General features: G+C 60.6%; 11 protein-coding genes, 1 tRNA gene and 2 pseudogenes. 6 read left to right on the plus strand and 8 right to left on the minus strand.

What is annotated here, in order from left to right; translation table 11 throughout:
* Window positions 1–53: 53 nt before the first annotated feature.
* From BSK43_RS12225 to BSK43_RS12240, 4 genes and pseudogenes are all read right to left on the minus strand, one after another.
* The gene (locus tag BSK43_RS12225; RefSeq protein ID WP_136686861.1) at window positions 54–224 is read right to left on the minus strand and encodes a Thivi_2564 family membrane protein; all 171 of its coding nucleotides are present in this window, start codon (window positions 222–224) and stop codon (window positions 54–56) included.
* A gap of 307 nt (window positions 225–531) precedes the next feature.
* Window positions 532–773, minus strand: a pseudogene (locus tag BSK43_RS12230) (GIY-YIG nuclease family protein).
* Window positions 774–961: 188 nt separating this feature from the next.
* A tRNA-Ala gene (locus BSK43_RS12235) sits at window positions 962–1,037 on the minus strand.
* A 152-nt stretch (window positions 1,038–1,189) separates the two neighbouring features.
* Window positions 1,190–1,573, minus strand: coding sequence for a TIGR02300 family protein (locus BSK43_RS12240; RefSeq protein WP_068395033.1), 384 nt, complete (start codon window positions 1,571–1,573; stop codon window positions 1,190–1,192).
* 362 nt (window positions 1,574–1,935) lie between these two features.
* Between BSK43_RS12240 and BSK43_RS12245 the strand changes: the two genes are divergently transcribed.
* The 3 genes from BSK43_RS12245 to rpsA all read left to right on the plus strand — a co-directional run bounded on the left by BSK43_RS12245 (window position 1,936) and on the right by rpsA (window position 5,118).
* Window positions 1,936–2,571 carry an FMN-binding negative transcriptional regulator gene (locus BSK43_RS12245; protein ID WP_077472197.1) on the plus strand — a complete coding sequence of 212 codons (636 nt, stop codon included), beginning with the start codon at window positions 1,936–1,938 and terminating at the stop codon, window positions 2,569–2,571.
* 31 nt (window positions 2,572–2,602) lie between these two features.
* Window positions 2,603–3,235, plus strand: a complete 633-nt coding sequence (gene cmk, locus BSK43_RS12250; protein ID WP_077472196.1) for a (d)CMP kinase — start codon at window positions 2,603–2,605, stop codon at window positions 3,233–3,235.
* Between the two features lie 179 nt (window positions 3,236–3,414).
* A complete protein-coding gene (gene rpsA, locus BSK43_RS12255; protein ID WP_068395003.1) occupies window positions 3,415–5,118 on the plus strand; it encodes a 30S ribosomal protein S1 in 1,704 nt (567 codons plus the stop codon).
* A gap of 78 nt (window positions 5,119–5,196) precedes the next feature.
* Here rpsA and BSK43_RS35625 read toward each other — a convergent pair whose 3' ends face one another.
* Entirely contained in the window at window positions 5,197–6,012 is an 816-nt protein-coding gene (locus BSK43_RS35625) for a hypothetical protein (protein WP_246662539.1), read from the minus strand.
* A gap of 397 nt (window positions 6,013–6,409) precedes the next feature.
* Between BSK43_RS35625 and BSK43_RS35630 the strand changes: the two genes are divergently transcribed.
* Window positions 6,410–6,922: a hypothetical protein gene (locus BSK43_RS35630; RefSeq protein ID WP_246662540.1), complete on the plus strand. Its 513-nt coding sequence runs from the start codon at window positions 6,410–6,412 to the stop codon at window positions 6,920–6,922.
* 141 nt (window positions 6,923–7,063) lie between these two features.
* On the opposite strand, the gene BSK43_RS12265 is transcribed toward BSK43_RS35630, so the two are convergent.
* Both BSK43_RS12265 and BSK43_RS12270 read right to left on the minus strand, forming a co-directional pair.
* A complete protein-coding gene (locus BSK43_RS12265) occupies window positions 7,064–7,690 on the minus strand; it encodes a ribonuclease D (RefSeq protein WP_077472194.1) in 627 nt (208 codons plus the stop codon).
* A gap of 82 nt (window positions 7,691–7,772) precedes the next feature.
* A pseudogene (locus tag BSK43_RS12270) lies at window positions 7,773–8,591 on the minus strand (MerR family transcriptional regulator).
* 236 nt (window positions 8,592–8,827) lie between these two features.
* Between BSK43_RS12270 and BSK43_RS12275 the strand changes: the two are divergent.
* Complete coding sequence (locus tag BSK43_RS12275) at window positions 8,828–10,099, plus strand: 4-aminobutyrate--2-oxoglutarate transaminase (RefSeq protein ID WP_077472192.1); 1,272 nt, start codon at window positions 8,828–8,830, stop codon at window positions 10,097–10,099.
* Between the two features lie 73 nt (window positions 10,100–10,172).
* Window positions 10,173–11,654, plus strand: a complete 1,482-nt coding sequence (locus BSK43_RS12280) for an NAD-dependent succinate-semialdehyde dehydrogenase (RefSeq protein ID WP_077472191.1) — start codon at window positions 10,173–10,175, stop codon at window positions 11,652–11,654.
* Window positions 11,655–11,727: 73 nt separating this feature from the next.
* On the opposite strand, the gene BSK43_RS12285 is transcribed toward BSK43_RS12280, so the two are convergent.
* Window positions 11,728–12,474, minus strand: coding sequence for a metallophosphoesterase (locus BSK43_RS12285; protein WP_246662548.1), 747 nt, complete (start codon window positions 12,472–12,474; stop codon window positions 11,728–11,730).
* Window positions 12,475–12,667 lie beyond the last annotated feature (193 nt).

The raw sequence follows: 12,667 nt of genomic DNA on the forward strand, positions 1-12,667 counted from the left end.
GGTGAGATGCCGAGAATTATGGGAAGGACCGCCCCTACAAATAAGGCGATCGTCTACCAGACGCTCAAATATCTCAGCAGGGAAACGATGCCGATGATGATGACGATGATCTGCACGATTTGCCGCGTGCGGCCATCGAGCGGCAAACGCTGGACCAAGTAGAGAACCAGGACGATGACGAGGAAGGTAATCAAAATCCCGACCAGAACTGAAGCACCAAGCATGGACTTTCCCTTCGCAAACTAAAAACACCGTAGGCTATGGGGATTTAACTATGGGACGGCTGGTTAAAGTAAAGGCTTGGGGCTGAGATAGGCGCAAGGAGCTATGATTCTCCTCAAAACCAGGTGGAAATGCTGGTCGAGAATTGCGGTTGAAGTGATGGCGTTTCTCAGCTTTAAGAGTTCCCGTATCGATCCTGGGAGTTCTGGACCAATTAAGAATGCAGGCGAGAAGTGGGATGGTCTGCAGGAGACCCAGGAGACTGACGAGGCATTTAAAATGCCATCAGCTACATATGTACGGAAGCGATTAAAGCAGTCTTTTCTTGGCAAACGCTCTACCGGAATGAGATTTCAGATACGCCTCGAATTCCAACGCCCGGTATTTGTCTGGAAATGCCGAGTACCAAAGCAGAGTCCATGGCGCGAATTTTGCGGTGTGAGCCGATTTACCCGCATTGTGGTCAGCAAGCCGCCGCTTCAGATCCGAGGTTGACCCGGTATATTGCTGCTCGGGAAGTCGACGCTCTGAAGGACGTACACGTACCACATTCGCATCCCGATCTATCGCAGTCCCAGAAGTTGAACTCAAAATCGGTGAGGTAATAGCGTTTACTGATATGTAGAGCAGTTTTTGATTGAGATTTCAGCCCGTCGTCGCCCTACGGGCTATGCCGGGCACTGCTTCGGCCTAACGGTTTCCCGCGGCTGCGCCACGCGAAGCCCGTAAGGGCGAAGCGTGGTGGAGCTAAGCGGGATCGAACCGCTGACCTCTTGCATGCCATGCAAGCGCTCTCCCAGCTGAGCTATAGCCCCATCAAGGTGGTGCCGTTTGACCGGCCCTGGGTCCCTTCCGAGCGCGTTGCCCGTCGGGGTGGCGGCTTATTACTTGTGGTTTTTACAGATAGCAAGCCGAAAAATTCGGCCCGGAACACTTTTCTTGCTGCCCGGGCCGATTGTCCTTGAGATCAGACGTCGTCGTCATCGCCGGTGACGCCGATGATGTCGCTCATGTCGTCATCATCTTCATCTTCGTCGGCTTCGAGGAAGGTATCGTCGTCATCGTCATCGATTTCGACTTCGTCGTCACCGATATCCGGAATATCGTCGCCGCCGGCGGCTGCCTCATCGGCATCCTCGAGCGACACCAGTTCGACTTCGGTGTTCTCGGTATCGACTTCAGCCACTTCTTCTTCTTCCGGAACTTCCTTCGCAGCCGAGGTTTCCTCGAAGAAGGACAATGGCCAGGATTTGCCGGTATAGGGCGAGATCACCGGATCCCGGTTCAAGTCGTAGAACTTCTTGCCGTTATCCGGATCGGTACGTTTTGTTCCAAGGTCCGCTTTCGCCACTGTCAAAGCCTCATGAATGGCCGAATGGAAATTCGGCAATGCCGGGGAAGCCGGCGTTTTAAGGGAAATATCAGCCGGTCCCCTTAATCGTTGCGGTCGTTTCTGTCAAAGCTAAACTTCATACCGCTCTGCACACGGTTTTCGCGCATTGCGGCAGAATGGGTCAACCGATGTCTATTGAAGAGCAGTTGCGCCTCCAAAACATCTATCGCAAGGCCACCGCTTTTCCTGTTTTTTTGATATGATGACAAGATTGGGCGCGACGATCGAGGTCGAGGACTGCTAGAGCGCGATCAGGCAACCAGACGGCAGCCTACCTTCATCACGTGCCCCAGGATGGCGACAGCAAACGGACCGGAACCATGTATCAGCCGCCCCAACATCGCGAAGACGATCTCGATACGCAGCACGACCTTATCCGCGCGCACCCGCTCGGATTGCTCGTTACGGCGGGTGATGGCGGCCTGATGGCCAATGCCATCCCGTTTCACCTCAAGACCGGCTCTTCGCCGAAGGGCACGCTGCAGGCGCATGTCGCGCGGGCAAACGGCCAGTGGAAGGAAATCGCAGCCGGCGCACCGGTCCTCGTCGTCTTCCAGGGCGCCGACACCTATATCACGCCGTCCTGGTATGCAACGAAACAGGAAACCGGCAAGGTCGTGCCGACCTGGAACTATGCGATCGTGCAGGTTCGCGGCAGCGCACGGACGATCGACGATCCCGCCTGGCTGCGCGCCCAGATCGGCGCATTGACAGGCGAGAACGAAAGCAGCCGCCCGCAGCCCTGGGCGGTCGACGATGCCCCGCCGGAATTCGTTACGGCCCAGCTGAAGGGTATCATCGGCATCGAGATCGACATAGAAACGATTGAAGGCAAATGGAAAGTCAGCCAGAACCGGCCGCTTGCCGACCGGCAGGGCGTGGCCGGCGGCCTCGACACGATCGATCGCACCGATGCCGCCGAAATGGCGGATCTGGTGCGACGCTACAGCAAGTAATATCTGGATTAAGGCTGGGGACAGAAGAAGAATGATCATCGCCATCGATGGGCCTGCGGCGGCGGGCAAGGGAACCTTGGCGCGCCGGATTGCGGAAACCTATGGCTTTCACCATCTCGACACCGGCCTCACCTACCGCGCAACCGCAAAGACCCTGCTGGATGCGGGCCTGCCGCTCGATGACGAAGCCGTCGCCGAGGCCATGGCGCGCAAGGTCGACCTCGCCGGGCTCGACCGGGCTATACTGTCGAAACACGAGATCGGCGAGGCGGCATCGAAGATCGCCGTCATGCCGGCGGTGCGCCGGGCTCTCGTCGAGGCGCAGCGCCGCTTTTCGCTGAAGGAACCGGGCGCCGTGCTCGATGGGCGCGATATCGGCACCGTCGTCTGCCCGGATGCGCCGGTGAAATTCTATGTCACGGCTTCGGCCGAGGTGCGGGCGAGACGGCGCTACGAAGAGATCGTGGAGGCCGGCGGCAGCGCCGACTATGCAGCCATTTTCGAAGATGTGCAGCGGCGCGACGAGCGCGACATGGGCCGCACTGACAGTCCGCTTCGCCCTGCGCAAGAGGCGTACTTGCTTGATACCTCAGAAATGAGTATAGAAGCGGCGTTTCAGACGGCAAAGTCGATCATCGACGCCGCTCTGAGCCGAAATGCATGACAATATGAGCGGCTTTCGCGCGTTCCTAGCGCCCGAAACCGCCAATCAATAGCCTGACATTCCGTCCATGCGCCGGATAGCTTCCCGAAGGGGAGGCGGACTGGGGTCAGGCCTGTTTAACGCGAACCACCGGCGCGTCAGTGTCCAGATCGCATGATCGGGACACGCCAGGAGATTTTATGTCTGTAACAACCCCCTCTCGCGAAGATTTCGCGGCCCTTCTCGAAGAATCCTTTGCCAAGAACGACCTGGCTGAAGGCTATGTCGCCAAGGGTATCATCACGGCCATCGAGAAGGATGTCGCCGTTGTGGACGTCGGCCTCAAGGTCGAAGGCCGCATCGCGCTGAAGGAATTCGGTGCGCGCGCCAAGGACGGCACGCTCAAGGTCGGCGATGAAGTCGAAGTCTACGTCGAGCGTATCGAAAACGCGCTTGGCGAAGCCGTTCTCTCGCGCGAAAAGGCTCGCCGCGAAGAAAGCTGGATCAAGCTCGAAGTCAAGTTCGAAGCTGGTGAACGCGTCGAAGGCGTCATCTTCAACCAGGTCAAGGGTGGCTTCACCGTCGATCTCGACGGCGCTATTGCCTTCCTGCCGCGTTCGCAGGTCGACATCCGTCCGATCCGCGACGTGACCCCGCTGATGCACAACCCGCAGCCCTTCGAAATCCTCAAGATGGACAAGCGCCGCGGCAACATCGTCGTATCGCGTCGTACGGTTCTCGAAGAGTCCCGTGCCGAGCAGCGTTCTGAAATCGTTCAGAACCTCGAAGAAGGCCAGGTTGTTGACGGCGTCGTCAAGAACATCACCGATTACGGTGCGTTCGTTGACCTCGGCGGCATCGACGGCCTGCTGCACGTCACCGACATGGCTTGGCGCCGTGTGAACCATCCGTCGGAAATCCTGTCCATCGGCCAGCAGGTCAAGGTACAGATCATCCGCATCAACCAGGAAACCCACCGTATCTCGCTCGGCATGAAGCAGCTCGAGAGCGATCCGTGGGATGGCATCCAGGCCAAGTATCCGGAAGGCAAGAAGATTTCCGGTACCGTCACGAACATCACCGACTACGGTGCGTTCGTCGAGCTGGAGCCGGGCATCGAAGGCCTGATCCACATCTCGGAAATGTCCTGGACCAAGAAGAACGTTCACCCCGGCAAGATCCTGTCCACGAGCCAGGAAGTCGAAGTGGTCGTTCTCGAAGTCGATCCGACCAAGCGCCGTATCTCGCTTGGCCTGAAGCAGACGCTCGAAAACCCGTGGGCTGCGTTCGCCCGCAACCATCCGGCCGGCACCGAAGTCGAAGGCGAAGTCAAGAACAAGACCGAATTCGGCCTGTTCATCGGCCTCGACGGCGATGTGGACGGCATGGTGCACCTCTCCGACCTCGACTGGAACCGTCCAGGCGAACAGGTCATCGAGGAGTTCAACAAGGGTGATGTCGTCAAGGCTGTCGTTCTCGACGTCGACGTCGACAAGGAACGCATCTCGCTCGGCATCAAGCAGCTCGGCAAGGATGCAGTCGGCGAAGCAGCAGCTTCCGGCGACCTGCGCAAGAATGCAGTCGTTTCCTGCGAAATCATCGCAGTCAACGAAGGCGGCATCGAAGTGAAGCTCGTCAGCCACGAAGACATCACCTCGTTCATCCGCCGCGCCGATCTGTCGCGTGACCGTGACGAACAGCGTCCGGAGCGTTTCTCGGTTGGTCAGGTTGTCGACGCTCGCGTCACCAACTTCTCCAAGAAGGACCGCAAGATCATGCTGTCGATCAAGGCTCTGGAAATCGCAGAAGAGAAGGAAGCTGTTGCTCAGTTCGGTTCGTCCGACTCTGGCGCTTCGCTCGGCGACATCCTGGGTGCGGCTCTGAAGAACCGCAACGCCGAGTAATCCTCGGTAGAAGCCTGGAAACAAGAGACCCGCCGGAGCGATCCGGCGGGTTTTTCTTTGGCTGCGATACGATCCCGGCTATTCCCAGGCCACCATGCGCCGATAGAAATCGAAAGCGTGGTCGCGCTGGCGATCGGCGAGCGAAGGTTGCGGCAAGGCAGGCAATTCCGGTGTGACAGCGGTAAGCTCTGCTCTCTCATCGTCGGAGATCTCTGCAGCCGTCTGAGGTTGCGTATCCTGCTGCTCTGAATCCGTGTCGTCCTGATCCTGCGGCGTTTCGCCGTCGTCGGGGCGGTCCCCTTCCTCATCCACAATGGGATCCACCCGATCGACCCGTTTCGATTCACTCGTCTTGGCGGGAGTCGTTGCCGGCAGGTAGTTGGCGACGACGAAGGGAACGCCAACCACCGGCACCTGAGCCGGCATCCCCGTCTGCTCCGCCGTATCGTACATGGCCATGCCGGCCGAAGAAGGCGCCGGCGGCTGCGATTTGCCGGCAAGTGCAGCAGCGGAAACCGGCAATTCAGGCTCTTCGGCCAACGAGACCGGTATCGCGCTCGCCGCAACAAGCCGGCTCCTGCCGTTGTCATCGGCGGGAGGTTGCGGCTGCGATGCTTGCCCTGCCCCGTTGCCCGTCAGCGCCTGCGCTATGGTTTTTTCCACCGAAGCTCCGGGATTGCTGATGATCTGCATGAGGTCGGGATTGGTGGCAATCACTGACGGGCTGATGACGACCTGCAGTCCCTGCTTGAGATCGGCCTGGATCTGCTGGATGTCGCGCGGCGCCTGTGGCGATCTGATCAGTTCGACTTCGGTCGGAAGCTTGGCCTCGGCGACGATCGCTGCCAGCAAAGGTCCCGCGGCCAGATCTTCGACTAGGGAGGCGAGCTGCATGGGCGAAATCGTGGCTGGAGCGGCGTTTGCGCCTGCTGGCGCGGCTTGCTGTGGCGGAAGGGCCCCATTTTGCGAAGATGTTTGCACGGGAACCGTCTGAGCGTTTGTGGGCGCTGATTGGGCCACAGTACCCGGCTGAGACGCTTCCTGTGGTGCGGGGCGTCGGCAGTGCCGTGGGTTGGGTGGCCGCAGTCGCCAACGGCTCCTCAGACGGGAGCGCCAGGCTTGTCGCCTGGGCGGCCAAGGCAGCTGCCTTCTGCAATGCTGCGGCCGCGGGCGCCTGAGTCTGGGCCGGCACCGGCTTTGCCTCGCCGGCATTCTGACCGTAGGAATTGACGACCGCCTTCAGCACGGCATCGGGCTCGGCGGCCGCTGACTGCTCCAGACTGAGAGCCAGTTGCACCGCCTGCGGGCTCTCGGGCTCCTGCAACACCTCGGCCAGCAGCGGCAGCGGCACCCTCGTGCTCAGCTGCGCATCCAGCTTTTGCTGCGCCACGACGAGCTGTTGCGGCGAGAGGCTGCGAATTGCGACAGCGACGCGCTGGGCGAAGGCGGCGTTGCTTTCACCCGGTTCACGGGAAACGTTGAGCGCCGCGCTGGCGGCATCGATGGCGGACAGCAGGCTATCGAACATGCGTTCACGCGCTGCGGCCAGCAGCATGTTCAACTTGCCTTCGACGCTGGTATTGACCGCACTCGACAGAACGGCAACCGGCGTTGCTGCCGTCTGCAGCCCGGCGGTCTCCGCCGTCGCGACTACGGGCTTTTCGACGGGCACACCCACAACAGACACGGCACCAACGGGAAGCAACATGACATGCTCCTTTGTCTGGCAAGACGACGATGGAAGCGGGGGCAGGTTCAGTCAGGGTCCGCTCATGCGGCCGGTGGATTTTCGATTGCCCGATGACCGAGATGGCAAGCGCAGATGCGCCGGGCTGGAAATCAGCTACAAAATAGCAGCCTATTCCTTAAAAGATCACTAAATTAAGGAGGGCGATGCCACTTTCGCGGCACCGGCCCGATGAATTTCGCCCACAGGGCGAAGCTCTCAGCTATGGGCGAAAATATCCGCCTCTTCCCAGCCGAGAAGGTCGAGCTTGGCGCGGGTCGGAAGGAAGGCGAAGCAATCATCCGCATAATCCATGCGGCCGTCGCGCAGCAGGCGCTGCGTCAGCTTCTCCCGCAACGCATGGAGATAGAGCACGTCCGAGGCGGCATATTCGAGCTGCGCCGGCGACAGCTTTTCCGCCGCCCAGTCCGACGACTGCTGCGCCTTGGAAATATCGACGTCGAGCATTTCCTTGAGATTGTCCTTCAGACCGTGGCGGTCGGTATAGGTGCGGCAAAGGCGCGAGGCGATCTTGGTGCAGAATACCGGCGTGGTGGTGACGCCGAAGGTGTGAAACAGGACAGCGATGTCGAAGCGGCCATAGTGAAAGATCTTCTGGCGGGCCGGATCGGCAAGCATGGCGACGAGATTGGGAGCCTGCTTCTGGCCGGCGGCAATGCGGATGACGTCGGCCGTGCCATCGCCCGGCGAAAGCTGCACGAGGCAAAGCCGGTCACGCCGCGGAACGAGGCCAAGCGTTTCCGTATCGATGGCTATGGCGCCGGTATAGCGGGCGGCATCGGCGACGGAAATATCGCCTTCGTGGTAACGGATGGTGGCAGCCATGGGATTCTCCGGGCTCTGTCGTCTGAATTCGATTTTCGTCAGTTCTATAGAAAAGACAGGGGGATGACGATACCGCCGCCGTTCAAAATGTCGGCGGCGTATTGATCCAGAGCAATATGGTTTCGCCGTCATGATGATTGCGCCAGGAGTGATAGCGGCGGCTTTCGAAGTAAAGCGAATCGCCCGGCAGGAGATCGAAGAACTGGTCGCTGTCGAGCACCAGCTCCAACCGGCCGGCGAGCACGTGAATGAACTCCTCGCCGTCATGGCGATAGGCGCCCTCGCTGGTCGCACCCGGCGCCAGCACGAAGCGATGGCAGTCCATCATCGTCCTTCCCTCGGCGAGCAACTGCACGGTGACGCCCGGCGTCGTTGCCGGCCAGGCCCGCCATTCGCCCGACCGGATCAGGGACGGAACATCCTCGCGCTCTCGCCCGACAGACGCGAGACGGTCGTGCCGTAGTAATCCGCGAGATCATGAAGTGTCTTGAAGCTGACGCCCTGCGAGGTCCGCTCCAGCGTCGATAGCGTCGATGAGGGGCATGCCCATGTCGGCGGCGACCTGATCCAGCGTCCGGCCGGCGGCATGGCGCAGCGCCCGCAGCTTGCGACCTATGCCGGAGGGCGCCACCTGCTCGCCATTGTCGGCGCCGGGTGCCGCAGCATCCTCGGTTTCCAGTGCCTCGCGGATAGCTGCCGGGTTGAGGCCGCGCTCGGCACGGAACCAGGAAATGCGCTTCAGCCGCGCCACATCCTCGGCGCTGTACTGGCGATGCCCGGTTTCGGAGCGAAAGGGCACGACCAGACCCTGGCTTTCCCATAGACGCAGCGTGGAGGCTGACACGCCGGCAAGACGCGCCGCTTCCGCCACTTTGTAGCGCACGGGCTCGATGCTGCTCATTTGCCAATAATCCCTGATACCAAGTCTTTTGCTCTGCTTAGCATGGATGAAGCGCCCGCTACAGCATCCTTAGCAGACCTTTAAAGACCGGCTGCGCTGGAGTTGAGCCCTCGGCCTATTCTTGTCACCGCCACAAAATCCCACTTGAAATCTTGCAGGAAAAATGTAGGAATTTTCTACAGAACTTGCAGAAGTTCTGCAAGCTAATTTAAACCACCCTCCCTGGAGCCATAGCGATGACCCTGACTGATCGGAAGAACGCCGCCATTTCCCGCGGCGTCGGCATGACGACGCAAATCTACGCCGACCGCGCCGAAAACGCCGAGATCTGGGACAAGGAAGGCCACCGCTACATCGATTTTGCCTCCGGCATCGCCGTGGTGAATACGGGCCATCGCCATCCCCGCGTCATCGCCGCCGTCAAGGAGCAGCTCGACCGCTTCACCCACACCTGCCATCAGGTCGTGCCCTATGAGAGCTATGTGCATCTGGCCGAACGGCTGAACGCCATCGTTCCCGGTGATTTCGCCAAGAAGACGATCTTCGTGACGACGGGTGCCGAAGCAGTCGAAAATGCCGTCAAGATCGCCCGCGCCGCCACCGGCCGCTCCGCCATCATCGCCTTTGGCGGCGGCTTCCATGGTCGCACCTTCATGGGCATGGCGCTAACCGGCAAGGTCGCGCCCTACAAGATCGGTTTCGGCCCGATGCCGGGCGATGTCTTTCATGCGCCCTTCCCGGTGCCGCTGCATGGCGTCACCGTCGAACAGTCGCTGGCAACGCTGAAGAAGCTGTTCGCCGCCGATGTCGATCCGCAGCGCGTGGCCGCCATCATCCTCGAACCGGTGCAGGGCGAAGGCGGTTTCTATCCGGCGCCCGCCACCTTCATGAAGGCGCTGCGCGAGATCTGCGACCAGCACGGCATTCTCCTCATCGCCGACGAGGTGCAGACCGGCTTTGCCCGCACCGGCAAGATGTTTGCGATGGATCATCATGACGTGGCGGCCGATCTCGTCACCATGGCAAAGAGCCTTGCCGGCGGTTTCCCGCTGGCCGCCGTCACCGGCCGCGCCGAAGTGATGGATGCGCCGGGACCGGGCGGCCTGGGCGGCACCTATGGCGGTAATCCGCTTGGCATTGCAGCCGCACATGCCGTGCTCGACGTCATCGCCGACGAGGGCCTGTGCGACCGTGCCAATCAGCTCGGATCGCGCCTGAAGCAGCGGCTGGAATCGCTGCGCGACAAGGTGCCTGAGATCGTCGACATTCGCGGCCCCGGCTTCATGAACGCCGTGGAGTTCAACGATGTGACAACGAAGCTGCCGAGTGCCGATTTCGCCAACAAGGTGCGGCTGATCGCCCTCGACAAGGGGCTGATCCTGCTGACCTGCGGCGTCCACGGCAATGTCATCCGTTTCCTGTCGCCGATCACCATTCAGGATGGCGTGTTCAGCGAGGCGCTCGACATTCTCGAAGCCTCGATGATCGAGGCGAGTGCCTCACACTAACGGCTGTCCTTCCCCGTTTCCTCTACGATCGCCCGTGCGGCCTGCCGGGCGAGAACCTGTCGGAGTGCATATAATGTCCTTTACAACAGCAATGACCAAGCATGTCCCCTTCTCCTCGCGCTTCCTGCGCGCCGCCGGTTATATCAACGGCGTCTGGACGGCGGGTGGGGCAACGAAGACATTCGATGTCATCAATCCCGCTACCGGCGAAGTACTTGCCTCGCTCCCCGACATGGGTGCCGCCGAGACGACCGCGGCAATCGATGCTGCCTATATAGCCCAGGTCGCCTGGGCCGCCCGCCCGGCCAAGGAACGCGCCGTTATCCTGCGCAAATGGTTCGATCTCATGGTCGCCAATGCCAATGAGTTGGGAGCAATCCTGACGGCCGAAATGGGCAAGCCGCTGCCGGAAGCCAAGGGCGAAATCCTCTACGCCGCCTCCTATGTCGAATGGTATGCCGAAGAGGCCAAGCGCATCTATGGCGAGACCATTCCGGCCCCCTCCAATGACAAGCGCATGGTCGTCATCAAGCAGCCGGTCGGCGTCGTCGGCACGATCACGCCGTGGAATTTTCCGGCGGCCATGATCGCCCGCAAGATCGCGCCGGCCCTTGCCGTCGGCTGCACCGTCGTCTCCAAGCCCGCAGAGCAGACGCCGTTGACGGCGATCGCACTTGCGGTTCTTGCCGAAGAGGCAGGCGTTCCCGCCGGCGTTCTCAACATCATCGTCGGCATCGATGGCCCAGCAATCGGCCGCGAGCTCTGCGGCAATCCGAAGGTGCGCAAGATCAGCTTCACCGGCTCGACGGAAGTCGGCCGCATCCTGATGCGCCAGTGCTCGGACCAGATCAAGAAGGTCAGCCTCGAGCTCGGCGGCAACGCACCCTTCATCGTCTTCGACGATGCCGATCTCGACGCCGCCGTCGAAGGCGCGATGGCTTCGAAGTACCGCAATGCCGGCCAGACCTGCGTCTGCGCCAACCGCATCTATGTGCAGTCCAACGTCTATGATGCCTTTGCCGCCAAGCTCGCTGCCAAGGTTGCCGAACTCTCTGTCGGCGACGGCTTCAAGCCGGGGGTATCAGTCGGGCCGCTGATCGACGAACAGGGCGTTGCCAAAGCCGAAGACCACGTTCGGGACGCAGTCTCGAAGGGTGCCCGCATCGTGGCGGGCGGCAAGCGCATCGAAGGCGCCGGCACCTTCTTCGCGCCGACCATTCTGACCGGTGTCGACAAGACCATGAAGGTGGCCCGCGAAGAGACCTTCGGCCCGGTGGCGCCGCTCTTCCGTTTCGAGACGGTCGAAGACGTTGTTCAGCAGGCGAACGACACCGAATTCGGTCTTGCCGCCTATTTCTTCGCCGGCGATCTGAAGAAGGTCTGGCGCGTGGCGGAAGCGCTGGAATACGGCATGGTCGGCATCAACACCGGCCTGATGTCATCCGAGACAGCGCCGTTCGGCGGCATCAAGCAATCCGGCCTCGGCCGCGAAGGTTCTCGACACGGCGCCGATGACTATCTGGAAATGAAGTACCTCTGCATCGGCAATCTCTAGAGCACTTTGTTTTTACGCATTCTGGACGGAAAACCGCTGCGCAGTTTTCCTGGAAATGCTCTAAGCCGGCAAATCAAGTCGACGTAATGCTGATGCGGCCCTGCCATAGCCGGGCCGCAGTCAACCGTCCGGTGCGGTAGGCCCCGGTGTCGAGATTGAGCCGGAGCCCGCTGGCTTCGGCCTTACTGATCGGTGTGTGACCATGCACGATCAGCTTCGGCAGCGGCTGCGCGCTGTCGTAGAAATGCGAGCGGATGAAGACGAGGTCGTGATCCTGTTGATCCGCAATCGATCTGTCGGGGTCGATGCCGGCATGGACGAACAGGGCCTGCGGCGTATCCAGCATGATCGGCAAGCGCCGCAGGAAATTGATGTGATCGTCGGGAAGCCAGGTTCGCAGGAAGATATCGAGCTTCTTTTGGCTCGGATATTGCTCCCGCAGTGCCAGGATATCCGCGCCATAGGAGGCAAGAGTGGCATCGCCTCCGAGCCCTACCCAATCATCCAGCGATATCTCGCCATCGATATAGGCGAGCATTTCCATTTCGTGATTGCCGGTCAGGCAGATGCGATCGAAGCCTTTCGGCGGTGGTGCCATCAGCCGGCCGATGACCTGTGCCGAGGCCGGGCCGCGATCGATGTAATCCCCCAGCATGATGATGAGCTTTTGGCCGGGCAGGCCCGCGGCATCGGCAACGATCTTGCGCTCGAGCGCACTCAGAAGATCGTAGCGGCCATGCACATCGCCGATGACATAGGTGGGCATATCAAGATTATCGAGCCACTCGCGACGCCGGCGATGGCCGAAACCATGAGCCATTTTTTCGCGGATCCTAGCTGCCGACATGAAACTCCCTTTCGAGCGTACACCCCGGAACGCCTTAACAAACTCTGCAAAAAGGACTCAAAAGCGACGATTCTTTGCCGAAAGGCAGGAATCGGCGCTGCTGAGCGATATCGTGACCGAATGAAGCCTGCGATATCGGATTGCCTTGCGGCAAAGCGTCCCGAAC

It is taken from the genome of Rhizobium sp. P44RR-XXIV, from assembly GCF_001999485.2.
GTDB lineage: Bacteria > Pseudomonadota > Alphaproteobacteria > Rhizobiales > Rhizobiaceae > Rhizobium.